This window comes from Nocardiopsis sp. L17-MgMaSL7, from assembly GCF_003182025.1.
GTDB classification, from domain to species: Bacteria; Actinomycetota; Actinomycetes; order Streptosporangiales; family Streptosporangiaceae; genus Nocardiopsis; species Nocardiopsis prasina.
On sequence record NZ_QGTF01000010.1, the window covers coordinates 101,089 to 126,831 of the forward strand.

The window sequence follows — 25,743 nt, forward strand, 5'->3', positions numbered from 1 at the left end:
GTGGCACAGAAGTACGTAGCGCACACAGACACGGAGGTTCACTTGTGGTCGCGTCCTCGACGAAGGTGACGGTCCTGCCCTCCCGGATGCCCGGCGGCTGATCGCAGGACAAGAGGGGCGGAGTGCGCGGCCCGTCTCTGCGGACTACTCCGCCGTCGACTCTCTGCGCAGGTCACGTATCAGGGCGGCGTAGCCCTCTTCCATGGTGGGGAGAACGGGGCGGGCGCCGGGAGGAGGGACGTCGGCGAGCACGCGTTTACGAAGAGGAGAGGACGAGGAGCCGGAGTCTCCACTGACAGGTGCCTGCATCAGCTCGAAGGCGCGGTCGGCGGCGATCTCGGTGAGGTCGGCGGCCGGGCCGGAGAAGGTGACCCTGCCCATGTGTAGGACGGCTACCTCTGGACAGACCGCTTGCACGTCCTCCAAGAGGTGCGTGCACACGACCACGGTGCGTCCCTCGCCGAGTGTGCCGAGCACCGCGCGCAGGCGGATGCGTTCTTCAAGGTCGAGGCCTGCCGTGGGCTCGTCGAGCAATATCAGCCTCGGCTGACCCATGAGGGCTTGGGCGACTCCCACGCGGCGCTGGGTACCCGTGGAGAGCGACCCCAGTCGGCGGTCGGCCTCCAAAGCCAGACCCAAGCGTTGGATCAGTTCGTCAGCTTGGTGTCGGCGCTCGCGCGGCTCAGCCATGCCTTTCAGTAGCCCGACATAGTCCAGGAAGTCGCGCGGGGACATGTCCGGCGGGAGCGCCGCATCCTGAGGAAGGTAACCGAGTTCGTGCCGGAGGTCCCGGCGGCCCTCCCCTGTGCGCAGGTTGTGGCCTCCCGCTTCGATCAGCCCCGTGCGTGGCCGAAGGACGCCCGCCAACAGCCGGAGCAGCGTCGTCTTCCCCGCACCGTTGGGCCCCAGTAGCCCCAGGACGCCGGAGCCGAACTCGAGGTCGACACCATCCAGGACCCGCTGGCGCTTATAGGCATGGAACAGTCCTGCGATCACTACGCGCATGCTGTGGTTCCTCCCCGGGGAGTCATCCGACCGTTAACCCTCGCCCAGGTACCGGTCCGGACGCGAGACCAGCCAGGCCGCCGCGGCCAGCAACATCGCCGCGACCAACAGGCTCAGCGGAGTGGTCGTCCACAGGGCGCCGATCGTATCGCGCACTCTGGACGGCAGGGAGCCCAACAACGCGGCGTCGCGAGAACCGACCACGCTCATAAGCCACGACCCGGCCCCGAGGGCGGCACCCACCGAAGGGGAGCGCCACACAGTACCGAACACGGTCACCCCCACTCCCAGCACAGCGGGCCCCAACCAGGAGGCGATCAGCGCCGCGGTGGCCTGCGGGGCGCCGAGGACAGCGGCAGAGGCCGCCGACACCGCCGCCGATGCCGCCAACACTGCGCCCATCACCAACGTGAGCCGCGCCAGCCACACCGCTGCCGGGGAAACGCGCATGGCGTACAGCATTTCGGAACGCGGGTCCCGCTTGGGTGAGCACACGGCGAGGGCAGCCCCTGTGGTCAGCAGCGTTGCCCCGGGACCGAAGAAGACCGCGCCGACGGACGGATTGGGGGCCTGCCCAACGAACACGAACAGTACGGCGAGCCCTGCGGCGGTCAGCGGCCACAGCGAGACCGGAACGAGCCGCGCCTGGCGCATCACCAGGGACGCGACCAGACGGGCCGCGCCCACGGCGGTGAGGGGCGGTGTATGCGGCGCGGTTTCCGCGACGGGCGCTGCACGCTCCGCGGCGAGGGCAGGAGCGATGAGATCCTCGAAGGAGGGCGGCTGCACATCCGGCTCGGCAGCCCTCAATGCAGAGGCGACGTTTCTCATTCCCGAAACGCGGGCGGAGCATGAGGCGCATGTGTCCAGATGGGAGCGCTGGTACTCCGTCAGGCCATCCGCGTGTGCTTCCGGGCCTTGGCCCACACGCGAGGTCCGCAGGATCTCTTCCTCGGTCAGATGGGGCATGTCAGCTCACCTGTCCTTCGGCGAGCGTGGCACATAGCCGCGCCCGCGCGTTGGCCATACGGCTCTTGACCGTGCCCACGGGGATGCCGAGGGCTTCGGCGATGTCGGTGTAGGGCAGTTCTTCCACCAGCGCCAGGACCGCTACTTCCCGGTGGCGTCGGGGCAGGGCTTTGATCGCCGCCAGGATCTGCTGTTGCCCGGCGGAGGCGAGCACATCGGCCTCTACGTCCACTCCGGGGTCGGCCGGTTCGAGCATCTCCTCGGCGTCCAAGGCGATCCGTGCCGGCTCGATCCGCCTCAGTCGGTTGTGCGCTTGGCGGCGCACGACCCCGAGCAGCCACCCGCGTACCGACGAGTCTCCGCGAAAGGTCGCGGCCGAGCGCCAGACCGCGAGCCAACTCTCCTGCAACAGCTCCTCCGCGATACCGGCATCGGAGGTCAGACGGCGCAGCAGGCGCAGCATCACCGGAGAGTGCCGATAGTAGAGGACACGTAAGGCGGGCTCGTCTCCGACTGCTACGGCGGCGAGCAAAGCACGATCGGTGTCCACGTTGGTGTCGGTCTCCACTCCGGGTACGTAGCGCTCGCACGCCGAGGGGTTCACCCCAGAGCCTTCCTTAGCGGTTCCGTAAGGAACGCCCGGCCTTCAGCCCCGGTAGGGCCGTTCCTCCTGTCACCCGTGACGGGGTGTCGGTAAGGAGCGCGTCATCAGGTGCCAGGTAGCAGGCCCTTCAGATCGCGGTCCCCGTGCCTGTTCTCACCTTCGGGCGAACTACGTCTGACCGTGCAGACTACGGGCACGTGCAGACTACGCATATAAGGAAACTGGACAAGCTCCAGGGCTCTGCCACCCTCCTGCACGCCGCCCTCGAAGTGCCCACGGCGAACGTCCGGCGCGGCGGCCAGGCCGTGTCGAGTAACTCATGAAGAAGGAGAAACGGCGAAAATGACGGTCTCCTCCTTCCTCCCGGCCTTCTGCGGCACCTTGCGCTATGAAGCGCGCATGGCGATGCGTCAACGCGCCCTCTGGTACGCGGTGGTGCCGTTGTCGCTGTTGGCACTGGTGGCTGCCTGGCGCCTCCCTTCCGAGATCGCTGACGGCGTGCGCCACGTCGGCGAGGCCACCCTGATCACGGGCCTCCTGTGCACACTGGGCATCGGTGTGGCGCTGGCCGACCGGGTGGCGCGAGGGCTGAGCCCCGGTATGGGCGACCTCATCGCCGCCACTCCCTGCACCGTTTGGACCCGACTGCCCGCGATGCTGGTCGCGTCCTTGGGGGTGGCCCTGCTCCCACCGTTCCTTGTGGTGATGGCATGCGCGGTTCCGGCGGCGGTTGCCGATGGCGGAGTGCGCCCGCTGGCCGTCGCCCTGGCGGCCTTCGCCACCATGTTGGTGCCGGGCGCGACCGTGCTGACCGCACTGGCCTACCTGCTTGGACTGGTGCTTCCCATGTCCCTGGCGCGGATCGCCACCGCCGGGATCTGGCTGTGGTCCACCATCACCTCCCCTCAGCTCCTGCCGCTGGCTACGCCGACCGGAACGCTGTTGTCCCCTGTCGGGGGATATCCGGCGGCGGCCTGGTTCGGCGAGCGGACGGTGTGGGCGAACAGGGAGCTGACGGGCCTCCTCAGCCCGGCTGCGGGGACGGGCACAGCACTGGCGAACCTGGCAGTCCTGGCGGCGTTCACCGTTGTGTTCCTTATTCTGGCGGGACTGGTCGCGGCAAGGCGCAGGTGACCGCATGCAGGCGGAGTACTGCCAACGGCGACGCTCCGAGCGACGACCGGACGGATGTGGAGCGCATGGATATCGAGCTGAGGGGACTGACCAAGGTTTTCAGGGGTGGCGTGCGAGCCTTGGACAGTGTCGACCTGACGGTCCACGGCGGAATGGTCGGTCTGCTCGGCGCCAACGCGGCCGGAAAGACCACCCTCATGCGCATCCTCACTGGCGCGCTGCGCCCAACCACGGGACGGATCGTCGTCGGTGGCCATGACCTCGCCACCACCGGGGGTCGTCGCGCGGCCCAGCGCGCCATCGGCTACCTGCCCCAGAAACTCACCCCCTACCCCGACCTGACCGGGCGAGAGTTCCTGGACTATATGGCGTCACTCAAGGGGATCGGAGACCGTCGGGACCGTGGTTCCCAAACCGAGGACCTGCTGGCCCGTGTCGGGCTGACGACGGACGGAGGGCGCCGGATAGCCGAGTACTCAGGGGGGATGCGGCGGCGTATCGGCATTGCCCAGAGCCTGCTGGGCGCACCCCGACTGCTTGTCGTCGACGAGCCCACTGCCGGGTTGGACCCGGAGGAACGGATGCGCTTCCGGTCGCTGCTGGCCGACCTTGGTCAAGAGCGCACCGTTATTCTGAGCACCCACATCCTGGACGACGTAGCGCAGAGCTGCCCGAGTGCGGCAGTCCTGGCCAATGGTCGCCTAGTCTTCCACGGTGCGGTTCACGATCTGACCGCGTTGGCGCGCAACCGTACCTACGAGATGCCTGCGGACGCGCCCTTGGGAGCACAGGCCACGGTGGTGAGTACGTCGCCCGTGGGGTACCGAGTCGTCGCCCTGGAATCTCCTCCGCGAGGAAGGCCCGTCACTCCGACCCTGGAGGACGGTTACATCGCGCTGATGCGCTCGGGCGCCGAGTGAGTACAGCGGCCCACACGGGCCCCACCTCCTGCTTCCCTGCGCCGACCGGCCTCATCTGTCAGGTGGATGAAGCGCTCCCTCAGGGCGTGGCGGCTGAGTCGTTTGCCCCACGGATCGGTGGAGACCAGGCCGCTGTGCATCCACGGCAGAGCGCTCTTGGCCCGCTCGCGTCGTTGGGCATGACGCCAATGGTGCGAGGCCACGTTGTCGGCCTGGCCCAGGTGGATGGTGCGGTGGCTGCGCGGTGTCTTCGTGCCGCGGATGGTGAGGGACCCGGTGCGTTGAGGTCGATGCCGGGCCACCGCAGCGGCAGCAGTTCACCGCATCGGGGGCCGCGGGTCTTCGCCTGGTTGGTAGAGCGCGAAGTAGCGTTCACGGGGCTGGAGCAGGGGTGCAGGAAGGTCACGCACAGCTCTGTGGTCCACACCATGACCTTGGCCGGCTTCTTGCCGCTCTGACACGAATCCTGTGCCTGCTGACCCCCGAACATGAAGAAGGGGTCTCACGTCGCGACGTGAGACCCCTTCTGACCGGCGGAGGATATGGGATTTGAACCCATGAGGGGGTTGCCCCCCAACCGCATTAGCAGTGCGGCGCCCTAGGCCTCTAGGCGAATCCTCCTGGCTGCGACCAGCCTACAGAGCGCGGGGGTCCTGCGCAAAACGAGTCCTCCCGCGCGGGAGGGCCCCGGGGCTGCGGGGCCCTCCCGCCTCAGGTCAGGGGGTGCGGGGCCTCGGTACGGGCGGGGTGCCGTAGGCGCTGGCCTGGAGTTCCCACAGCTCTCGGTACAGTCCGCCCTGGGCCATCAGTTGGGCGTGTGTGCCCTGGGCGATCACACGGCCGCGTTCGAGCACCACGATCTGGTCGGCCATCCGCACCGAGGCCAGCCGGTGCGTGATGAGGACCACCGCGGCGCCGGTGCGGCGGGCGTGGGCGTGCACCGATTCGAAGAAGCCGTGTTCGGCGCGGGCGTCCATGGCGGCGGTGGGCTCGTCGGCGATGAGCAGGGGCACGTTGTTGCCGTCGTCCCCTCGGTAGAAGGAACGTGCGGCGGCGAGGCGCTGCCACTGACCGCCGGAGGGCTCCACCCCGTGGGCGAAGCGCTTGTCCAGCAGGGTGTCCCAGCCGTTCCGGAAGTCCGCGACGACGCTGTCGGCCCGGGAGGCCGCCGTGGCCCTGTCGAAGCGCTCGGCACACCAGGAGCTGCTCATGACGGTGTTGCCGCGCGCGGTCAGCGGCCAGTGCGTGTGGTCCTGGGCGATCACCGCGATCCGCTCGCGCAGGCTCACCCCGTCCACCGCGGACAGGTCGGTGCCGTCCCAGCACACGCTGCCCCGTTGGGGCGTGTACAGCCCCGAGAGCAGCTTGGCCAGCGTGCTCTTGCCCGAACCGTTCTCCCCGACCAGCGCCACGGTCCGCCCCCGGTGGAGGGTGAGGTTCACGTCCTCCAGCGCCGGGCCCTCTCCGGAGGGGTACCCGAAGGTCAGGTCCCGCAGTTCGATGCGCTCGAACCCCGCCGGGGCGGGCGCCAGTCCGGCACGCGGGAGCCGGGCGCGGGCCTCGCGCTGGAAGGCCGTGTAGTCGGAGAAGTACAGCCCCGACTCGTACACACCGGTCACCGCGTACAGGGCGTTGCTCAGCGCGCCCTGGGCCACGCGGACCGCGACCACGGCGGCTCCGGCGACAGCGATCGGCACCGCTCCCTGGACCAGCAGCACCGCGAGCACCGCGAACACCCCCGCCGTCACGAGACCGCTGGCGGTGTCCCCGGCGAGCCGGACCACGGACTGGCGGGTGGCCAGCCTCAGGTGGATGTCCAGCTCCCGGTGGGCGACGCGGTCGAAACCGTCGAGGAGACGGCGCTCCATGGTGAACGAACGCACCTCGGCGGCGCTCTCCCGCGCCGTCATGAGCTGCTCCAGCATGGACTTGCGGCGCCGCCCCTCGGTGAAGGCGAGGACCATCCGGTACCGCATGCGCGCGGACGCGGCCGCGCCCCACCACTGGGGGACCATCGCGAGGAGAAGGAGCGGGACCAGCACCGGGTGCAGGACGGCCAGAACCCCGGCGGCGGCGACGATCCCCGCCAGGCCGGTGAGCAGGTCCGTGGTCTGGCGGACCAGCTGGCCCGCCTCCTCGCAGCCCCGGGTGCGGGACCGGAACAGGTGGTCGTGGAAGTCGCTGTCGTCGAAGGCCCGCAGCTCCACGGAGGTGGCGTCCAGCAGCAGGCTCCGTTCGGCGGCCAGGACCACCTTGGGGGCGAGCCGGGCCCGGGCACGACCGGCCAGGGCCCCGCAGCCGCCCCGGGCGACCAGCGCCGCGGCGAGCAGGGCCAGGGAGGGGAGCGCGGCGGCCACACGCGCCGGGGTGGGCACCTCCGCGAAGAGTTCCGTGAGCACGGAGGTGGTGGCGACCAGCGCCCACGCGGTGGTGGCCCCGCTGCCGAGGGTGAACAGGACGGTGGCGAGGAGGTCGCGCGGGCCGCTGCGCCAGGCCAGGGCGGCGGCCTGGCCGACCAGCAGGGGCACGCGGCGGGCGATCCGGAACCAGGAGGCGCCAGCGATCTCGCCGTGGTGGCTGAGCCACCGGGGCGGGGAGAGTTCTGGCAGGTCAAGACCCTCGGGTTCGGGGTTCTCAGGGGAGTGGGTGGTGCGCACGGCGGTTCCTCCTGGGGGTCGGGGCGGTTCGGGCGGTGCCGATCATCGCCCGGGACCACGACGTCCAGGGGAGGCCCCGGCGGTTGCGGTCGGACCGGATCGTGAGGCGGTGGGAGGGGGCGTTCGGCGGAGCGGGAGAGAGGGCGCGGGACCGCGAGGAGGATTCCGGGGGAAAGTCGCGATCCGAATACCTGTACGAATCGGCCGCGCCCAAAGCCCCGGGGGAGGGCGCCGGTGACTGGCGGACCGGTGTCCGCAAAAGGAGGCGCGCCACGAGGGTGCGGCGGAACCTGGCGGCCAGGTCAGGAGGTGGTGCGCTCGATGACGAGGTCGGCGTCGCCGCGCAGTTTCTCCACGGCCCGGGACAGGGTGCTCTTCACGGTGCCGATGGTCACGCCCATGCGCTCGGCGATCTGGGCCTCGGTGAGGTCCTCGTAGTAGCGCAGCACCACCGTGGTGCGCTGTCGGGCGGGCAGGCGATCGATGGCGCGGCCCACGACGTCGGCCAGGTCGCTGCGCCAGGTGGGGTCGTCCAGCCGCTGCTCGGGGATCTCGTCGGTGGGGTACACGTCGAGGCGCTTGCGGCGCCACTCGGAAATCTGGGTGTTGACCATGGCCCGGCGCACGTAGCCGTCCCGGGCCCGGGGGTTGGCGATGCGTCCCCAGGCGAGGAAGGTCTTGACCAGCGCCGCTTGGAGCAGGTCCTCAGCGTCCGCGTGGCTGTTGGTGAGGGAGCGCGCCATGCGGAGCAGCGCCGTTCCGCGCTCGGACACGTATTCGCTGAACTCCTCGGACCTGGGTGTCCGTGTCGTCCCGTTCACGTCCGTCACCGCCTCGACCCCGTCGCGTGCCGCCAGCGTGCGCACCGCTGTCGCGGGCCGCTCTGGACTCTCACTCTCACACAGCGAACGCAAATCCCCAGGAACCTGGACACCATGTGGCGACAAATCGCACGATCAGCGAACAAACCCCCGTGCGCTAGGGGCGAGGGCGAGGCGCTTTCCGGGGCCGGGCGTGTCGGAGTGAGGGCCTGCCAAGGGCGTGCCGAACGCCTGGCGGACACAAAGTGTGTACAAATGCTTGCGTGCAGTGACGGAGAATCGTGAGTGGGCGGAGGGGAGTTCTCCCTTGCCTGCAGGCGAAGCGGTCACCTCCTCCCGGGCGCGTCGCCCCCACCGACACGAACCGACACGTGTCGGCGTGTGAGCGGCCGTTCCGGGAGGTGGGGGAGACAATGGGCACAGACGGACGAGTCGGTCTACAAGGGGGCGCGAAGGACATGTCAGTGATGACGGACAGTGGCCGGGACCGACGGCGGTTCACCGCCGCCGTGCTCGGTGCCGAGGCCGTACCCGAGCCCACACCGGTCCACCGCCGCGTCGTGCGCGGCGTGGTCGTCGACGCCACGTCGTACATGCTCTGCGTCGCCACACCCGAGGGGGAGGAGCGGTTCCTCTACGAACGCGTCACCTCCTTCTGGCGCGGCGGCGAGGTACTGCCCACCGAACTGCGCCCCGGCGACGACGTCGTGGTGCTGTGCTCGCATGACGGCCGCCTGGTCGCCGAACGCGTCTGGGCGCGTACCGCCCGGGCCACCGGGGTCATCACCGACCGCGAGGGCGACACCCTGCGGATCGACCCCGGTCACGGCCGTCCCCGTCTGACCGTGATCCTTCCCTACCGCTCCTCCGGGCGCATCGGGGTGCGCCACCCGAGGCTGGAGACGGGCCACCTGTTCGACGCCGTCGGCGTCTGGCGGGGTGCGGAGATCGAGGCGACGCGGCCGGTCACCACCCAGCCGCCCTATCCGCTGAACTCCACCCCGCGCCGTCCTCCCACACGGGAGCACTCCGCGACCCTCACCGGGATCGCCACCTGGTACGACCCCGCCTGGGGGCGCGCCAGCCACCTGGACCCGAGGGCTGTGGCCGCGGGGGCCGCCTACCCGGCGCTCGACCCGGTCGGCCACGACGGTTCCTGCGACCGTCGCACTTCCTGCGTGCCGCTTCCGCTGCTGTCCACCGGGGCCACGCTCCACCTGCGCAACGACTGCACACAGGACGCCGCCGTCGTCCCCGTCGTGGACTGCGCCGCCGCCGACAGCTGGCTGTGCGACCTCTGCCCCGCGTGCGGGAGCCAGAGCGCGGGCCGCCTCGCCTCCCTCACCATGACCTCCTTCGTCGCCCTCGGCGGGCGGCTGGAGGCGGGCTGCTTCAACGCGACCATGACCGTCGCCAACCTGGAGGGCTGACCGATGTTCCCGGAGGTTCTCGAAGCGGTCCGCGAGGTCCAGCTACCGCTCCTCGCGGCCCTGCTCCTGCTCGGCGCGGCGGCCAAGGCCAGCCCGCGCGCGGCGGGGACGGGCGTGTCCGTCCTGCTGCCCGAACGCCTGCGCCGCCCCGTCACGCTCGCCACCTGCCTGCTGGAGGCGGCCCTGGCGGTGGCGCTGCTGACCGCGACCGGCCTCCTCGGCGAGGCGGCCCGGGTGCTCACCGCCCTGATGTTCGCGGCGTCCGTGGTCCTGCTGCTGGTGGCCCGCCGCCGCGACCCCGAGGCCGGATGCGGCTGCTTCGGCGGCCTGAGCCGGACGCCGATCGGCTGGCGCACGCTCACCCGAGCGGGCCTGCTGGCGGTGGGCGCGGCCGCCGCCATCGGGCTGGCGCCCACCGGCTGGGGGGTGGCCTCGGCCCCCACCGCGACCCACGGCGTGGTCCTCGGCGTACAGCTGCTCGTGCTGGCCCTGCTCAGCCCCGAGCTGCGCGAGGCCGCGGACCGGTTCACCACTCGTGAGCCCTGCGCGGTGCGCGAGGTCTCCGAGCGCCGCGTCCTGCGCCGCCTGCGGGGCAGCGAGGTCTGGCGGACCAACGTCAAGGTGATGCTCAAGAACGACCCCGAGGAGACCTGGCGGCACGGCTGCTGGCGGTTCCTGCGCTACGACGGCCTGCGCCACGGACGCCGCGTGGACGTGGTGTACGGGGTGCGGATCGACGGCCCGCGCCGGACCGGCGTGCGCGCGGTCCTGGTGGACCGGGAGAGCGGCACCGTGATCGCCTCCTTCGGCGCGGTGACCACGCTCGACCTCCAGGGGCCGCCGCGCAGGCTGCCCCGGCCGCGTGAGGCGGCCAGGCGCGACGAGGCCCAGGGCCGGGGCGGAGCCAGGCCCGGGACCCTCGCCAAGGAGTTCCCGGGCGAGTCCGGGCGCGGTCTCCCCGACGAGGTCAGAGCATCTGGCCCTGTCGTGTGATGGCGGCCTCGGTGAAGTCCAGGAGCAGCTGCTCGTAGTCCTCGGCCTCACCGGGGCCCATCACGGAGGTCGTGCCCAGCAGGTCACCGTTGCGGTACATGACGGTGTACATGTGGTTCTCGCCCCCGTCGTCGTTGACCTGGATGGCGAAGGACCGCGACTCGTCGCCCACCGGGGGGACGTCGAGGTCGGTGACCCCGTACTCGGAGCTGCTGCCGTCCTCGTAGGTGGCGGTGTACTCGGCGCAGGTCTCCGGGGGTTTGACGGCCAGCGCCTCGGCGGCCGAGCCCTCGTCGAGCCGGACGAGGATGTGCGAGACGTTGCCCTTGTCCCACTCGTAGGCGGCCACCGAGGTGGGGGCGTCGCGCACGGCCTCCAGGTCGCCCCACCGGTTGGCGGCGTCCATGCACTCGGGCTTGTCCAGTTCGGTGGAGGCCCGGACCTCCTCCGAGTACTGCACTGTGACAAGCTCGGAGTAGGTTCCGGCCTCGCTGCTCTCGGGTAGCAGGGTGACGTCCCCGACGTTGATCGGCTGGGCGTCGTGCAGCTGGGCGGCGGCCTCGGCGTTGGGGTCCTCGCTCTGCCCCTCGTCCGTTCCTGCGCACGCGCTCAGGACGATCACCGAGGTCAGCGCGACTGCGGCGGGCAGGGACGCGCCCGCTGCGGAACGGGCAGAACGATGACGCAAACGCATGGTGGTATCTCCTCGTTTGTGCGATATTTCCGCTTGGAGCGGTGACCGACCCGGACCTCTCATTGCTGAGAGTGTCGCGGGGTTAGCACAAAGTATTGAGGAAGGACAATGGTGTCGGAGTCGAAATCGCCATATCTGCGGGCGGTACTGGAGTCCATCCCCGCCTACAAGCCCGGCCGCAAGGTCGTCGGGCCGGACGGGCGCTCCATCAAGCTGTCGTCCAACGAGAGCCCCCTCGGGCCGCTCCCGTCCGTGCGTGAGGCCATCGCCAGGGCCTCCGCCGACCTCAACCGCTACCCGGACCCGGGCGCCGCCGAGCTCGTCACCAGGCTCGCCGGGCACCTGGACGTCCCGGAGGAGCACGTCGCGCTCGGCGCCGGCTCCGTCGGCATGCTCCAGCAGCTCCTGGAGGCGGTCGGGGAACCGGGCGCCGAGGTCGTTTACGCCTGGCGCTCCTTCGAGGCCTACCCCCTGCTGGCCGAGCTGTCCGGCGTCACCTCGGTCCGGGTGCCCCTCAGGGACGAGATCCACGACCTCGAGGCGCTCCTCGCCGCGATCACCGACGACACCCGCATGGTGCTGGTGTGCAACCCCAACAACCCGACCGGCACCGCCGTCCGGGAGCGGGAACTGGTCGACTTCCTCGACCGCGTCCCCGACCACGTGCTGGTCGTCCTCGACGAGGCCTACCGCGAGTACGTGCGCGACCCCGAGGTCCCCGACGGCGTGACCCTGTACCGGGACCGCCCCAACGTCGCGGTCCTGCGCACCTTCTCGAAGGCCTACGGCCTGGCCGCCGTCCGCCTCGGGTTCCTCGTCGGCCACCCCCCGGTGACCGACGCCGTGCGCAAGACCCTCGTCCCGTTCGCGGTCAACCACCTCGCCCAAGCGGCCGGGATCGCCTCACTGGACGCCGAGGCCGAGCTCCTCGAGCGCGTGGAGACCACCGTGAAGGAGCGTGAGCGCGTCCGTGACGCCCTCGTGGCCTCGGGGTGGACCGTGCCCCCCACCGAGGCCAACTTCGTGTGGCTGCGGCTGGCTGAGGACACCCTCGACTTCGCCGCCGCCTGCGCGGAGGCGGGCGTCTCCGTGCGTCCGTTCGACGGAGAGGGGGCCCGGGTCACCCTCGGCACCCCCGAGGAGAACGACGTGTTCCTCTCCGTCGCGACCGCCTACGCCAAGCGGCGCTGACACAGGGGCGCTGACACACGGCACCGACACCGCCCGGCGGCCACGGCCACAGGCGTGTGAACCCGCCGACGCCGACGGGGGCGGCCCCCACGCATGGGAGCCGCCCCCGTTCGGGTGTACGTGCGAACTACTTGCCCGCCGCGTCCTTGTCCAGCTTCTCCACGATGAGGCGGTAGAGCTGGCGCGGGCGGCCGGGCTGAAGCGTGCGGTTGGGCGGCAGGGGCCAGGCCAGGCCCTCCTCCACCAGGGTGCGCAGCAGGCGCCGCGCGGTCCGGGAGGTGACCCCGAGCATGCGCCCGGCGTTCTCCGCGTCCACCACCAGCGGCCCGTCCTCCTCGGCGATCTTCTCCGAGAGCCGGACCAGGGTCTCGCGGCCCTTGGTGCGCAGCGGCTCGGACGACTGCCGGGCCGGGGCGCGCTGCGCCGGGACCAGCGAACGGCCCTCGCGGTCCACCGCGAAGCTCTGCCGGGAGGCCTGCGCCCGGTTGAGGGCCGCGCGGGCGTGCGACTCCGCGTCCTGGGTGGTCCGGCCCATGCCGATGCCCACCTCGATCGCGATGCCCAGCTCCGCCTTGATGCGCTCCACGAACGGGGGCTGCCGGAACCCCTCGGTTGCGGTCACCAGCGAACCGCGCGTGGCGGTCACCATGAACGAGTGGTCGTCCAGGCGGTGCGCCGTCGCGCTGATCCGGTGGGCCTCCTGGAGCAGCAGCCGGTGCAGTGACAGCCGCAGCTCCTCACGCCAGTAGCGCGGGGTGGAACGCCGGGAGGAGTCGCGCAGCGTGGGCACGTCCACGACGACCACACCGAGCTGGGCCTCCTCCAGACGGTGGTGCGCGCCCAGCAGACCTGCGGTCTGGAGCGCGCTGCGCACACCGGCGTTGGTGGGCCGCAGCCGGATCACCGGAACCCCTATGGCCTCCAGGCGCTCGGCGACGCCGCGCACACAGGTGATCGCCATCTTGGTGGCCTTGCGCCGCCACAGCCCCTCGTGGAAGGACGTCAGCTGGGCCGTGTTGGTCAGCTCCTCGTGCACGTGGATGCCGTCCACGGGCAGGTCGACCTCGGAGTAGGCCTCCACCACGTCGGCGCGGCTGAGCACGTCGAGGCTTGCTCTGGTCGGGTCGTAACGATCGTCCAGTGTCGCTCGGAGCAGGGCCTCATGCAGGCTCGCCCCGCCGAGCGGCACGAACGTCGCGGGCATGGTCAACACGCCCGCCTTCCGTGCGAACTCGTAGGGGACGGGACTGGCGAACAGGTAGGCGTCGATGGCCGACCCCAGCCTGACGACCTTGTCCGTCGCCTCTTGCTCGTCTCGGTAGGCGGCGGCGATGAGTCTGGCGTTCAGGGGTCCAGTGGACCCCGGACCCATGAGCATGACCCGTTCGACCACCTCATGAGGTCCTATGACGCCGATCGTCAAATCGCCAGTACGCTGCGCACTCACCTCGGGTTGCTCCCCGCTACCATTCCACGCTCTTCACTATGTGCGCCCACTGGTTTCCCGACCCGATCTCTGTCACGGCATGATTGCCGAGATCGTACCCATTGTGCGGGGCCAAAGAAGATCGTTTTCCATATCAACGCCGAAAGCCCGGGTGGGAGGAAGCCCCCCACCCCGGCTTGAACTGCGCCTACGGCTCCTACGAGACGGTGACGCGCTCCACGTCGCCGCCCAGCGCGGCGAGCCGCGTCGCGAACTGAGCGTGACCGCGGTCAACCAGATAACCAGGCGCCACGATTGTCTCACCTTCGGCGACCAGTCCGGCGAGAACCAGGGCCGCGCCGGTGCGCAGATCGTGGGCGATCACCTCGGCGCCGCGCAGGTTCGTGGAACCGTGCACGATGGCGCGGGTGCCCTCGACCTCGATCTTGGCGCCCATCTTGTTGAGCTCGTCGGCCAGGGCGAAGCGGCCGTCGTAGATGGCCTCGTGGATGTAGCTCTCGCCCTCGGCCAGGGTGGCCAGCGCCATCAGCGGCGACTGGAGGTCCGTGGCGAAGCCCGGGAACGGCGAGGTCACCGCGTTGATCGGGCGCAGCGGCACGGACGGGTCCCGCTGGACGTGCAGGACGGCGCCCTCCTGGGAGAAGCCGACCCCCATCTGCTCGAGTTTCCAACGGGCCACACCCAGGTGGTCCAGGTGGGCGCCCACGAGGCTGACCTCGCCACCGGTGGCGGCGACGGTCATCGCGAACACGCCGGCGTCGATGCGGTCGGCCATGATGCTGTGCTCGACGGCGGTGAGCTCCTTGACGCCCTCGACGGTGATCAGGCCGGTGCCGCCACCGCTGATCTTCGCGCCCATGGCGGTCAGGAAGTTGATGACGTCGATGACCTCGGGCTCAAGAGCCGCGTGCTCGATCACGGTGGTGCCAGGAGCCAGCACGGCCGCCATGAGGAGGTTCTCGGTACCGGTGTGGGACGGGGTGTCCAGGTACAGACGGCCGCCCCGGAGCTTGCTCGCCTCCACGTTGATGTGGTTGCGCTCCAGGTCCTCGGTGACCTCCGCGCCCAGGCGGGCGAAGCCGCGGTAGTGGAAGTCGAGGTTGCGGCTGCCGAGGTTGCAACCGCCGACGCCCTCGATGCGGGCGCGGCCGGTGCGGTGCATCAGGGCCGGCACGAAGAGCACGGAGCCGCGGAAGCGGGCCGCGATATCGGCGGGCAGGACGGCACGCTCGGGGTCGTTGAGGCCGCACGCGTCAATGACGACGGTGCGCTCGGACTCGTGGAACTCCACCTTGGCACCCACGTGCTCGGCGAGCTCGATCGCGCGGTAGACGTCCTCGATGACGGGGACGTTCCGCAGCACGGTACGTCCCTTGGACGCCAGCAGGGCGGCCCCGATCATCGGCAGGACGGCGTTCTTCGCGCCTTGGATGAACGCCGTTCCGCTGAGGGGGCGTCCGCCGCGGACGCGGTAACGAACCTCCTGGCCCATGCTCATGTGCTCCTTCGTGAGGCAGATGTGAAAAAGGGTCACCCTCGTCGGGTCTCGCCTGTATGCGTTTGAGACGCGGGTTCGCCCTGAAACGTTGCGACCGTCTGTGTGTGACCTGCACGGCCGGTGAGCCGGTCGGTTCGCGATGACTCTATAGCAAGCGGATCACGTCAAACGGCCCAGAACGTGGTATACCCGCTGATCGCGGTTGAAGTCCCGCCAAACGGCCAAAGAGGCATTACGCCGGAGGGAGAGACCATGGGTCGTACGCATGGCTGTCCGTTACTTCGGTGTTGCATACGACCTCACCACCATACGCGCTCCCACAGCCGAAACGTCGTCCCCGTGCGCGGAATCACGCGGTGCGCGTCGGTCAGAGAGCGGGTTTGGTGCCGGTCAAACGCTCATGGATCTCCGCGTAGCGGGACAGAGTGCGCTCCACCACGTTCTCAGGAAGCTCCGGGGGCGGCGTGTCCGACGCGCGGTCCCAGCCCGAGGCGGGCGAGGTCAGCCAGTCGCGCAGGATCTGCTTGTCGAAGGACGGCTGGGAGTGCCCCGGGTTCCATTCGTCGGCGGGCCAGTACCGGGACGAGTCCGGGGTGAACACCTCGTCCGCGAGGACGAGGTCCCCGGACGCGGAACGGCCGAACTCGAACTTGGTGTCGGCGAGGATCACGCCGCGCTCCCGTGCGACGTCCCGGCCGCGCCCGTACACGCGCAGGGTGAGGTCGCGCAGCTCCGTGGCGAGCTTCTCCCCGTGCCGCGCCGCCACGACCTCGAACGACACGTTCTCGTCGTGGTCGCCCACCTCCGCCTTGGTGGCCGGGGTGAACACCGGCTCGGGCAGCTCGGAGCCGTCGACCAGGCCCTCGGGGAGGGGGACGCCGCACACCGTGCGGTCCACCCGGTACTCGGCCAGTCCGGACCCGGCCAGGTAGCCGCGCGCCACGCACTCCACCGGCACCATGTCCAGCCGCTCACAGACGAGCGTGCGCCCGGCCCAGTCGGCGGGCGCGCCCTCGGGCGGGGTGTCGGAGACGACGTGGTTGGCCACGAGGTCGCCGAGGCGCTCGAACCACCACAGGGACAGCTGGGTGAGCAGACGGCCCTTGCCGGGGATCTCCGTGGGCAGCACCCAGTCGAAGGCCGACACCCGGTCGCTGGCCACCATCACCAGCGCGCCGGAGTCCGTCGAGTACAGGTCGCGCACCTTGCCGGTGTGCAGGTGGGTGAGCCCCGGAACCTCGACGGGCTCGGGAACGGTGACGAAGCCACTCATGACGCTTCTCTCTGGGTCTTGGGCGTGTTCTCTGGATCATTCCGCGCTCGCGACCACCAGGCGGCCTCTCGCCGCGCCGATGGAGCCCGGACAGCCGACCCCGGGCGGGCCCCGGTGTGCGACTGCGGAGCTCGCACAGCGGCGCACAGGAGGGGCGGTCTCGCTCCACGGCCTGCGGGAGATCGCCCGGCCCCCGCCGCGCGAGACCGCGGAGCTTGCCCGGCCCCCGCCGCGCGAGACCGCGGAGCTTGCCCGGCAGCGCACAGTAGGGGAGAGACGGCCGCTCGCGTCGATGGCGGCTCCGCTGCCACCGGCGCAAGCATCCAAGCCACGCCCTCGCCGTCTGTGCGACGTGGGGCCCGCCGGGCGGTGCCGGGCCCCGGGAGCCGTCGGTGCCCGCGCGGGGCGGGACACCTCCAGTATCGCGTTCCCGCCGCTCCACCCGGTCGGGCGGCCCCCGGTCAACACCCGGGACGGGACGCGCGCGGGGCCCGCGACCGCATGGCCGCGGGCCCCGTGGGAACTCCGTGGTGTGTCGCCCAGGAGGGGCGGGCGCGGAGTCAGACCTCGGCGGCGGCGCGCTCGGCGATGTCGGAACGGTAGAACGAACCGCGCAGCTCGATCCTGCTCGCCGCCTCGTAGGCGCGCTCACGGGCCTGGCGCAGGTCCGCGCCGGTGCCGACCACGTTCAGCACGCGGCCGCCGTTGGCCTTGACGTCGCGCACCCCGTCCCAGGCGGTGCCCGCGTGCAGCACGTAGGCCCCCTCCAGGGCGTTCGCGGCCTCCAGGCCGCCGATCAGGTCACCCTTGACCGGGTCGCCCGGGTAGTTCTCCGCGGCGACCACGACGGTCACCGCCGCGCCCGACTTCCACTGGAGCGAACCGATCGCACCCAGGCCGCCGGTGTCGGTGGCCTGGAGGACCGCCCCGATCGGGGTGGCCAGCCGGTCCAGCACGACCTGCGTCTCCGGGTCGCCGAAGCGCGCGTTGAACTCCACCACGCGCGGACCCTTCGAGGTCAGCGCCAGACCCACGTAGAGCAGACCCTGGTAGCGGTGGCCACGGCGGTTCATCTCGGACACGGTCGGCCGCACGACCGACTCCATGACCTCGTCCACCAGCCCGGCCGGGGCCCACGGCACCGGGGCGTACGCGCCCATGCCGCCCGTGTTCGGCCCCTGGTCGCCGTCGTAGGCGCGCTTGAAGTCCTGGGCGGGCAGCAGCGGCAGCGCGTGGGCGCCGTCGGTGAGCACGAACAGGGAGACCTCGGGGCCGTCGAGGTACTCCTCGATGACCACGCGGCCGCACTCGCGGGCGTGCCGCTCGGCGAGGGCGCGGTCCTCGGTCACCACCACGCCCTTGCCCGCGGCCAGACCGTCGTTCTTCACCACGTACGGGGCGCCGAACTCGTCGAGGGCCTCCGAGACCTGGCTGGCGCTCCGGCACACCCGTGCCTTCGCGGTGGGTACTCCGGCGGCCTCCATGACCTCCTTGGCGAAGGCCTTGGACCCCTCCAGCCGCGCGGCCTCCTTGTCGGGACCGAACACCGGGATGCCCCGGTCGCGAAGGGCGTCGGCCACCCCGGCCACCAGCGGCGCCTCCGGGCCGATCACGACCAGCTCGGCGCGGATGCGCGCGGCCAGCTCGGTCACCGCCAGCCCGTCCGTCACGTTGATGACGTGGTTCTCGGAGAGGTCGGAGATGCCCGGGTTGCCGGGGGCGCTGTGGATGCTGGTGACGCCCGGATCAAGGGACAGAGCTCGGACGAGTGCGTGCTCGCGGCCTCCGCCGCCGAGAACGAGCGCTTTCACTACAGGGGGCCTCTTCTTCTACTGGAGGAAGGTGGAGTGTCGCCGGGTCAGACCAGGGAACGCAGCTGGAGGGTCTCCTCGCGGCCCGGACCGACGCCGATGGCGGAGATCGGGGCACCGGCCATCTCCTCAAGGGTACGCACGTAAGCCTGCGCGTTCTTGGGGAGTTCCTCGAATTTCCGGGCGCCGGTGATGTCCTCGGACCAACCCTCGAAGTACTCGTAGATCGGCGTCGCGTGGTGGAAGTCGGTCTGCGTCATCGGGATCTCGTCGTGGCGCACGCCGTCGACGTCGTAGGCGACGCACACGGGGATGCGCTCCAGACCGGTGAGCACGTCGAGCTTGGTCAGGAAGAAGTCGGTGATGCCGTTGATCCGGGTGGCGTAACGGGCGATCGGGGCGTCGAACCAGCCGCAGCGGCGGTCGCGGCCGGTGGTCACGCCGTACTCGCCGCCCTGGGTGCGCAGCCAGGCGCCCTGCTCGTCGAGGAGCTCGGTCGGGAAGGGGCCGGAGCCGACACGCGTGGTGTAGGCCTTGAGGATGCCGACGACCTTGGTGATGCGGTTGGGGCCGATGCCCGCGCCCGCCGCGGCGCCGCCGGAGGTGGGGGAGGACGACGTCACGAACGGGTAGGTGCCGTGGTCGATGTCCAGGAGGGTGCCCTGCGAGCCCTCCAGGTAGACCGTCTTGCCCTCGTCCAGCGCCTTGTTGAGGATCAGCGAGGTGTCCGCGACGTGCGGGCGCAGCTTCTCGGCGTAGCCCAGGTACTCCTCGATGATCGGCTCGGCCTCCAGGGCCCGCCGGTTGTACACCTTGGTGAGGATCTGGTTCTTGTCGTGGAGGGCGAGCTCGATCTTCTTGCGCAGGATCTTGGGGTCGAACATGTCCTGCACGCGCACGCCCTGGCGGGTGACCTTGTCCGCGTAGGTCGGGCCGATGCCGCGACCGGTGGTGCCGATCTTGCCCTTGCCGAGGAAGCGCTCGCTGACCTTGTCGAGGGCCCGGTGGTAGGGCATGATCAGGTGCGCGTTGGCCGAGATGACCAGGCGGGAGGTGTCCACGCCCCGCTCCTGGAGGCCGCGCAGCTCCTCGAACAGCACGCCCGGGTCGATGACGACGCCGTTGGCGATGACCGGGACGACGTTCGGGGACAGGATGCCGGACGGCAGCAGGTGGAGGGCGTATTTCTGGTCGCCGATGACCACCGTGTGCCCGGCGTTGTTGCCGCCCTGGTAACGGACCACGTAGTCCACGCGGTCACCGACCAGGTCGGTCGCCTTGCCCTTGCCCTCGTCGCCCCACTGGGCACCCACGAGCGTGATCGCCGGCATTGGTCTCTACCTCTTCGCTCGACACCTGACCGGGGCTTTTCCGACCCCGAACATGGAAGAACCCCTGGCGCAAGGCAGCGACAGGGGCCGTTGCGTATTGAGCGTACACGACCTGCGCATCCGGGTTAAGTGGGGCTTTGCGGCACTCGGGTAGCCGTGTCCGGGCGCCGCCTTCCGTAACCGCTGACGGCGGGGTGGGGCGTGGGGGACCGGGCCCCGTTCCCGTCGGGCGCGTGCGAGTTCCCACACTGTCAGGGGCGGCGCGGACTCCCTCAGCCCCGGTCCCGGGTACGCCGACGGGCCCGGCCGGAGCGAGGGGGCACTGGCCGGGCCCGTCACAGGGTGCGCCGGGCTCAGCCGTTCAGGACCCGGTCCGCCTCCGCGCTCGACTCGCGCAGGAAGGTGGCGCAGCGCTCCGCCTCCTCGGTGTCACCGATCTGCGCCGAGGCCTGGCTCAGGGCGTGCAGGGCGCACAGGAAGCCCTGGTTGGGCTCGTGGTCCCACGGAACCGGGCCGTGGCCCTTCCAGCCTGAGCGGCGCAACTGGTCCAGCCCGCGGTGGTACCCGGTCCGGGCGTAGGCGTAGGCGGTCACCGGCTGGCCGTCGGCCAGGGCCAGCTCGGCCAAGCGGGCCCACGCGGCGGAGTAGCTCGGGAACCGGCCGGCCACCGGTGTGGGGTCGTCGGAGTAGGCCAGGGCCTCGCGCGCCTCGGGGTCGTCGGCCAGGCGGGTCTCGGGCGGCTCGTTCAGCAGGTTCTGGTGCAGGTTCATGTCCCCATCCTGCCACCGGGCCACAACGGTTCCGGGGAGACCGGGTGTATCCGCGGTCACGGTGGTCTCCGGGAGGTTCGGGTCTTCCGGGGCGGGTTCGGCCCGCCGCCACCCCGTGCCTTCGGGCCCGGGCGGCGCAGCCGTGCGCCACCGCGTGCGTGCCCACGCCCGTGACCGCCGGTCCGCCGCCGACACGGGGGCCGTCGCGTCGCCCAGCAGGTCCGGGGCGGACCACCCGTCCCGTTCCACGTCCGCGTGCGCGCTCACCCGGTTCAGCCCGGCGCCGTGGCGCACAACGCACCCGGACACCGCCCGGCGCGTGCCGGAGGTGACCGGTGCCCCGGTGAGGAGCCCGGAAAGGACGACGGTGCCCGCCGGCCGAGGCCGACGGGCACCGCACGGAGGCCGGGGAGCCTACTTCATCTTGTTCCCGGCGGACTTCAGGTGCTGGGCACCCTCGACCACGCGGGCGGCCATGCCGGCCTCGGCGACCTTGCCGTAGGCGCGGGGGTCGTAGGCCTTCTTGTCGCCGATCTCGCCGTCGACCTTCAGCACGCCGTCGTAGTTCTTCAGGATGTGGTCGACGACCGGACGCGTGTAGGCGTACTGGGTGTCGGTGTCGATGTTCATCTTCACGACGCCGTAGTCGATCGCCTCGTGGATCTCCTCCATGGTGGAGCCGGAGCCGCCGTGGAACACGAAGTCGAACGCCCGGGCCTTGCCGTGCTTGGCGGCGACGGCCTCCTGGGCGGCCTTCAGGACCTCGGGACGCAGCTTCACGAAGCCCGGCTTGTACGAGCCGTGCACGTTGCCGAAGGTCAGGGCGGTCAGGTAGTAGCCCTTCTCGCCCAGGCCCAGCACCTCGGCGGTACGCAGGGCGTCCTCCGGGGTGGTGTACAGCTTCTCGTTGATCTCGCCGACGATGCCGTCCTCCTCACCGCCGACGACACCGACCTCGATCTCCAGGATGGTGCGGGCGGCCTTCGAGGCGGCGAGCAGCTCGTCCGCGATCTGGAGGTTCTCCTCCAGCTCGACCGCGGAGCCGTCCCACATGTGGGACTGGAACAGCGGCTCCTGGCCCTTGGCCACGCGCTCCTTGGAGATCTCCAGCAGCGGACGCACGAAGCCGTCGAGCTTGTTCTTCGGGCAGTGGTCGGTGTGCAGGGCGATGTTCACCGGGTACTTGGCGGCGACCACGCGAGCGAACTCGGCGAAGGCGACCGAGCCGGTGACCATGTCCTTGACCGAAGCACCGGAGAGGAACTCCGCGCCACCGGTGGAAATCTGGACGATGCCGTCGCTTTCGGCCTCGGCGAAGCCGCGCAGGGCGGCGTGCAGCGTCTGGCTGGAGGTCACGTTGATCGCCGGGTAGGCGAAGCCCTCGGACTTCGCGCGGCTCAGCATCTCGGTGTAGACCTCGGGACTGGCGATGGGCATGGCTTGACTCTCCCTGGTTCGGCCTGGAGCGAGCGGCCGCCGACGCGAAACCCTCGCGTAACGGCGGCACCCCACGTGCGTTTCCCCGGCGGAGGATTCCGGGCCGTCGGGGGTCGGCCCGTGGGCCTCGCGCCCGGAAGCGTCCGCCAGGTGTCGTCCAAGTATCCCGAATACCCGGAGCCGTTGGAAAGGTCTAGACCAAAATGCTCGGGATCGGCGACGTACCAGCACCTTACGGTGACGATAAGGGAGGGCCCGGTGAGGGGTCCCCGAAGAGGCGGTGGATTCCCGGCCGATTTTTCACGCCCGGCTCCGAAACCGTGTGCTCCAGGTGGCCGCTGTCGCTTTTTGTCGTGATACGCGCTACATTCGTCGCCGTGGGAAGGCATAGGAATGATCCGCGCGGCGTTGGCCAGGTGATGGCCATCGTCGGGGCCGTCGTGCTCTTGGTCGCCATGGTGGCCCTCGGCGGGTACTTCCTGTACCAGTCCCTCCCGAGCAACGCCTCCAGCGTCAGCGTCAACGCGTCCGAGGCCGCGGCCGAGAGTGTGGACCCCGACGACATGGGTGTCCTCCACATCCGCGTGGTGGGCCAGTCCAGCGACGTGTTCGTCCGCGTCCCCGGCGGGGACGTGCTCCTGGACCAGGAACTCGCCCAGGGCAGCTCCGTGACCTACCCGGACAACGACCAGGGCCTCGAAGTCTCCATCGGTGACCCGACCGCCGTCGAGGTGCACGTCAACGGTGTCCAGCGCGACGTCTCCGACCGCGCCCCGGGACACAGCTTCACCCTCAAGCCGTAGACCCGGCCCGTGGTGGGACGCGAACACGCCCCACCGCACGGACCCGGCGGTCACACGTCCAGGTCGGAGACCTCGAAGACGGGCCGGTACTCCAGGCCCTCCTCCTCCAGCCGCCCGCGCGCGCCGCGGTCGACGATCAGCGCGACCGCCACGACCTCGGCACCCGCCTCACGCAGCGCCTCCACCGCGGTCATCACCGAACCGCCGGTGGTGGAGGTGTCCTCCAGCGCGAGGACACGGCGGCCCTTCACGTCCGGGCCCTCGATCCGCCGCTGGAGCCCGTGCGCCTTGCCCGCCTTGCGCACCACGAAGGCGTCCAGCTTGCGGCCGCGCGCGTGCGCGGCGTGCAGCATCGCGGCGGCCACCGGGTCGGCGCCCAGGGTCAGACCGCCCACCGCGTCGAACTCCAGGTCCTCCACGGTGTCCAGCAGGACCGAACCGACCAGCGGCGCGGCCTCCCCGTCCAGGGTGATCCGGCGCAGGTCGACGTAGTAGTCGGCCTCCTTGCCGGAGGACAGGGTCACCTTCCCGCGCACGACCGCCTTATCGTTGATCTGACGCAGGAGTTCATCACGTTCGCTCATGACCAGTGAGCCTAGAACACCGGGTGGGGCCGCGCGGACCAGGGCGGCTCCGCCCTAGTTGGGACGACCATGCAGGAGCACACCGGAGCGGTCCGGGTGGAGACCACCGCGGACAGTCGCGAGGGAGCCGAGGAGGTGGCCCGGTCCGTCGTCCGGCACCGGCTGGCGGCCTGTGCCCAGGTGGGCGGGCCGATCTCCAGCTTCTACCGCTGGGAGGGCGGGGTCCAGGCTGACCAGGAGTGGACGGTGGTGATCAAGACCCAGGCGGACCGCCTGGACGACCTCGTCGCGCACCTGGTGCAGACGCACCCCTACGACGTCCCCGAGGTCATCGCCACTCCCGTGACCGGCGGAAACCCGTCCTACCTGGCCTGGGTCAGGGACGAGACCCGGGCGGGCGACCCCGAGTGATCACCGTCCTGCTTCCCCCCACCCTCGGTGCTGCCTTCTCCCTCCCCGACGCCGCCGACCTCGTCCCCTCCCCGGTCTTCCCGGAGATCCCGGACGACGACACCGCCCCCCACGCCGCCCGCTACGTGGCCCGGGCGAGCCTGGAGATCGGCCGACTGGTCGGCGACCGCACCCCCGTCGTGCTGGTCGCGGAGGGGGACGGCGGCCCCCTCCTCGGTGCCGTCGGGGCGGCCCAGCGCTCCGCGCACCGCCCGGTCCTCGGCTACGTGCTGGTGAACGCCCCCCTGCCGCAGCCGGGCAGCCCGACCCGCGCCGACCTCGCCCGGAACCAGCTCCTCACCGAGGTGCCGGCTCGGGAGGGCGAACCCGCCGCCTACCGCACCGAGCGCCTGCCCACCGTCCCGGACTGGCCGGACGCGCCGTGCGGGTACCTGCTCACCGACCCCGCCTACGCGCACCCGGCGCACCTGGCCGGGATGCGCGGCTGGACGGTCCGCGAGGCCACCGGGGGCCGGTCCGCCGCCGGTGAGCTGGCCGCGCTCGTCGGGGACCTGGTTCGCTGAAACCAGGGTGACAACCCGGAGCGGCGTCCGCAGAATCGGGACATGATCGCAGACCACTTCCCCCCGGCGGGGCTCCGGCTGAACACACCGCGCCTCCAGCTGAGGATGCCCTCCGACCAGGACCTCTCCCAGCTTGCGGAGGCCGCCGTCGCGGGTGTCCACGACCCGGAGCGGATGCCGTTCCTCACCCCGTGGACGGACCGGACTCCCGCCCGCCTGGCGCTCGGGGTCATCCAGCACAACTGGGCCGCCATGGCGGCGTGGACCCCGGAGCGGTGGACGTTCAACGCGGTCGTGGTGCACGAGGACACCGTGATCGGGGTCCAGGACCTGACAGCGAAGGACTTCGGCGTGGCTCGCCAGGTGAGCACGGGTTCGTGGCTCACCCAGCGGTACCAGGGCAGGGGGCTCGGCACGGAGATGCGCGCCGCCGTGCTCCACCTGGCCTTCGCGGAGCTGGGCGCGGAGGCCGCGGTCTCCGAGGCCTTCGAGACCTCGACCGCCTCACGCGGAGTGGCCCGCAGGCTCGGTTACCGACCCGACGGGACCAGCCTGCTCGCCGTCCGGGGCGAGCAGGTTCGGGAGACCAGGTTCCGGCTCACCCGGGAGGACTGGGAGCGGCACCGCACGATCCCGGTCGACGTCGCGGGACTGGAACCGTGTCTGCCGTACTTCGGTCTGGGCGAACTGCCCGACTGAGTCACCGGCCGCGCGCCACCCACACCACGCCGCCGAGGCTGCCGAGCAGCATGCCCGCACCGGTGACGACGCCGCTGACCAGCGGTACCCAGTCCGGGTGACCGGTCAGGGCCATGCCCAGGCCGACCGCTCCCAAAGCTGTGGTGTACCCGGCCACGACGAGGATCTCCCGCTGTCTCCAGTGCCAGGCCAGCGGGAGGAAGTGCAGGCCGACGATCAGGGCCACCCAGGCCACACCGGCCTGGTCCGGTACCCCGTCGAGCCGGCTGATGGTCATCGCGCCGCCGATGATCAGCGCCACCTCGATCATGGTCACCACACCGAAGAAGGCCCCGAACCGCGGCCGAGAGGAGGGGTCGCCCTCACTCGGGGAGGCCTTTCGCAGGGCGAGCACGGCCATGACGACGATCGCGACGGCCACTCCCACGGCCAGGACGCGCACGGTGAGGGCGATCGGCGCGGGGAGCGGCGGACCGCTGTTGACCAGCACGAACACCAGACCGAAGAAGGCGCCGACGAAAAACCCGGAAAACCGTGAGAGCATTCACGGAAAATACCAGGGCTTTTGCGTTCTATGGATACCACCGGCCGCATATGACACCTGGTGACCACTGCGTCGCTTCATGTCTTTCCCGCGCCACGTTTCGTGAGCGCTCCGACCGCCGGAGTCAACGCGAAATGCCCTTCCCTTTCTCGGG

The 25,743-nt window shown here is 70.8% G+C and carries 24 protein-coding genes and 1 tRNA gene; 9 read left to right on the top strand and 16 right to left on the bottom strand.

Annotation, left to right across the window (positions count from 1 at the left end):
• Positions 1–144: 144 nt before the first annotated feature.
• The 3 genes from BDW27_RS18610 to BDW27_RS18620 are packed head-to-tail and all read right to left on the bottom strand — an operon-like array spanning position 145 to position 2,578.
• Positions 145–1,005, bottom strand: a complete 861-nt coding sequence (locus tag BDW27_RS18610) for an ATP-binding cassette domain-containing protein (protein ID WP_110050613.1) — start codon at positions 1,003–1,005, stop codon at positions 145–147.
• Between the two features lie 33 nt (positions 1,006–1,038).
• A complete protein-coding gene (locus tag BDW27_RS18615) occupies positions 1,039–1,974 on the bottom strand; it encodes a hypothetical protein (protein ID WP_233515812.1) in 936 nt (311 codons plus the stop codon).
• Position 1,975: 1 nt separating this feature from the next.
• Positions 1,976–2,578, bottom strand: a complete 603-nt coding sequence (locus BDW27_RS18620; RefSeq protein WP_233515813.1) for an RNA polymerase sigma factor — start codon at positions 2,576–2,578, stop codon at positions 1,976–1,978.
• 399 nt (positions 2,579–2,977) lie between these two features.
• Here BDW27_RS18620 and BDW27_RS18625 point away from each other — a divergent pair, with 399 nt between their 5' ends.
• Positions 2,978–3,712, top strand: coding sequence for a hypothetical protein (locus BDW27_RS18625; protein ID WP_233515814.1), 735 nt, complete (start codon positions 2,978–2,980; stop codon positions 3,710–3,712).
• A gap of 65 nt (positions 3,713–3,777) precedes the next feature.
• Positions 3,778–4,632: an ATP-binding cassette domain-containing protein gene (locus BDW27_RS18630; RefSeq protein WP_110050778.1), complete on the top strand. Its 855-nt coding sequence runs from the start codon at positions 3,778–3,780 to the stop codon at positions 4,630–4,632.
• A gap of 534 nt (positions 4,633–5,166) precedes the next feature.
• Here BDW27_RS18630 and BDW27_RS18635 read toward each other — a convergent pair.
• The 3 genes from BDW27_RS18635 to BDW27_RS18645 all read right to left on the bottom strand — a co-directional run bounded on the left by BDW27_RS18635 (position 5,167) and on the right by BDW27_RS18645 (position 8,119).
• A tRNA-Ser gene (locus tag BDW27_RS18635) sits at positions 5,167–5,253 on the bottom strand.
• 95 nt (positions 5,254–5,348) lie between these two features.
• The gene (locus BDW27_RS18640; RefSeq protein ID WP_110050616.1) at positions 5,349–7,289 is read right to left on the bottom strand and encodes an ABC transporter ATP-binding protein; all 1,941 of its coding nucleotides are present in this window, start codon (positions 7,287–7,289) and stop codon (positions 5,349–5,351) included.
• 302 nt (positions 7,290–7,591) lie between these two features.
• Positions 7,592–8,119 carry a SigE family RNA polymerase sigma factor gene (locus BDW27_RS18645; RefSeq protein WP_040693639.1) on the bottom strand — a complete coding sequence of 176 codons (528 nt, stop codon included), beginning with the start codon at positions 8,117–8,119 and terminating at the stop codon, positions 7,592–7,594.
• Between the two features lie 458 nt (positions 8,120–8,577).
• Here BDW27_RS18645 and BDW27_RS18650 point away from each other — a divergent pair, with 458 nt between their 5' ends.
• Positions 8,578–9,540, top strand: a complete 963-nt coding sequence (locus tag BDW27_RS18650) for a hypothetical protein (RefSeq protein WP_199560707.1) — start codon at positions 8,578–8,580, stop codon at positions 9,538–9,540.
• A gap of 3 nt (positions 9,541–9,543) precedes the next feature.
• Positions 9,544–10,533, top strand: coding sequence for a MauE/DoxX family redox-associated membrane protein (locus tag BDW27_RS18655; protein WP_110050620.1), 990 nt, complete (start codon positions 9,544–9,546; stop codon positions 10,531–10,533).
• On the opposite strand, the gene BDW27_RS18660 is transcribed toward BDW27_RS18655, so the two are convergent.
• Positions 10,508–11,227, bottom strand: coding sequence for a hypothetical protein (locus BDW27_RS18660; protein WP_233515815.1), 720 nt, complete (start codon positions 11,225–11,227; stop codon positions 10,508–10,510). The two genes, BDW27_RS18655 and BDW27_RS18660, sit on opposite strands and share 26 nt — an antisense overlap.
• A 108-nt stretch (positions 11,228–11,335) precedes the next feature.
• Between BDW27_RS18660 and hisC the strand changes: the two genes are divergently transcribed.
• Positions 11,336–12,418, top strand: a complete 1,083-nt coding sequence (gene hisC, locus BDW27_RS18665; RefSeq protein ID WP_110050622.1) for a histidinol-phosphate transaminase — start codon at positions 11,336–11,338, stop codon at positions 12,416–12,418.
• Positions 12,419–12,545: 127 nt separating this feature from the next.
• Here the strand turns inward: hisC and BDW27_RS18670 are convergent, their stop codons facing one another.
• From BDW27_RS18670 to fbaA, 7 genes are all read right to left on the bottom strand, one after another.
• Positions 12,546–13,811, bottom strand: coding sequence for a transcriptional regulator (locus BDW27_RS18670; protein ID WP_110050624.1), 1,266 nt, complete (start codon positions 13,809–13,811; stop codon positions 12,546–12,548).
• A 250-nt stretch (positions 13,812–14,061) separates the two neighbouring features.
• Entirely contained in the window at positions 14,062–15,357 is a 1,296-nt protein-coding gene (gene murA, locus BDW27_RS18675) for a UDP-N-acetylglucosamine 1-carboxyvinyltransferase (RefSeq protein WP_017544399.1), read from the bottom strand.
• 373 nt (positions 15,358–15,730) lie between these two features.
• Complete coding sequence (locus tag BDW27_RS18680; RefSeq protein WP_017544400.1) at positions 15,731–16,636, bottom strand: phosphoribosylaminoimidazolesuccinocarboxamide synthase; 906 nt, start codon at positions 16,634–16,636, stop codon at positions 15,731–15,733.
• Between the two features lie 560 nt (positions 16,637–17,196).
• The gene (gene purD / locus BDW27_RS18685) at positions 17,197–18,447 is read right to left on the bottom strand and encodes a phosphoribosylamine--glycine ligase (protein ID WP_017544401.1); all 1,251 of its coding nucleotides are present in this window, start codon (positions 18,445–18,447) and stop codon (positions 17,197–17,199) included.
• 47 nt (positions 18,448–18,494) lie between these two features.
• Positions 18,495–19,778, bottom strand: a complete 1,284-nt coding sequence (locus BDW27_RS18690) for an adenylosuccinate synthase (protein ID WP_017544402.1) — start codon at positions 19,776–19,778, stop codon at positions 18,495–18,497.
• 353 nt (positions 19,779–20,131) lie between these two features.
• Positions 20,132–20,548, bottom strand: a complete 417-nt coding sequence (locus BDW27_RS18695) for a DUF3151 domain-containing protein (protein ID WP_110050782.1) — start codon at positions 20,546–20,548, stop codon at positions 20,132–20,134.
• A gap of 414 nt (positions 20,549–20,962) precedes the next feature.
• Positions 20,963–21,985 carry a class II fructose-bisphosphate aldolase gene (gene fbaA / locus BDW27_RS18700; protein ID WP_017544404.1) on the bottom strand — a complete coding sequence of 341 codons (1,023 nt, stop codon included), beginning with the start codon at positions 21,983–21,985 and terminating at the stop codon, positions 20,963–20,965.
• Positions 21,986–22,404: 419 nt separating this feature from the next.
• Between fbaA and BDW27_RS18705 the strand changes: the two genes are divergently transcribed.
• Complete coding sequence (locus BDW27_RS18705; protein WP_017544405.1) at positions 22,405–22,788, top strand: RodZ domain-containing protein; 384 nt, start codon at positions 22,405–22,407, stop codon at positions 22,786–22,788.
• Positions 22,789–22,838: 50 nt separating this feature from the next.
• Here the strand turns inward: BDW27_RS18705 and pyrE are convergent, their stop codons facing one another.
• Positions 22,839–23,372, bottom strand: coding sequence for an orotate phosphoribosyltransferase (pyrE, locus tag BDW27_RS18710; protein ID WP_017544406.1), 534 nt, complete (start codon positions 23,370–23,372; stop codon positions 22,839–22,841).
• 69 nt (positions 23,373–23,441) lie between these two features.
• Between pyrE and cutA the strand changes: the two genes are divergently transcribed.
• From cutA to BDW27_RS18725, 3 genes are read left to right on the top strand one after another with little or no spacing between them, the layout of a single operon-like run.
• The gene (gene cutA, locus BDW27_RS18715; RefSeq protein WP_017544407.1) at positions 23,442–23,783 is read left to right on the top strand and encodes a divalent-cation tolerance protein CutA; all 342 of its coding nucleotides are present in this window, start codon (positions 23,442–23,444) and stop codon (positions 23,781–23,783) included.
• Complete coding sequence (locus BDW27_RS18720; protein WP_110050626.1) at positions 23,780–24,346, top strand: hypothetical protein; 567 nt, start codon at positions 23,780–23,782, stop codon at positions 24,344–24,346. Before cutA ends, BDW27_RS18720 begins: the two co-directional genes overlap by 4 nt.
• 42 nt (positions 24,347–24,388) lie before the next feature.
• Positions 24,389–25,045, top strand: coding sequence for a GNAT family N-acetyltransferase (locus BDW27_RS18725; RefSeq protein ID WP_110050628.1), 657 nt, complete (start codon positions 24,389–24,391; stop codon positions 25,043–25,045).
• Position 25,046: 1 nt separating this feature from the next.
• Here BDW27_RS18725 and BDW27_RS18730 read toward each other — a convergent pair whose 3' ends face one another.
• Positions 25,047–25,589, bottom strand: a complete 543-nt coding sequence (locus tag BDW27_RS18730) for a hypothetical protein (protein ID WP_017544410.1) — start codon at positions 25,587–25,589, stop codon at positions 25,047–25,049.
• Positions 25,590–25,743: the final 154 nt, after the last annotated feature.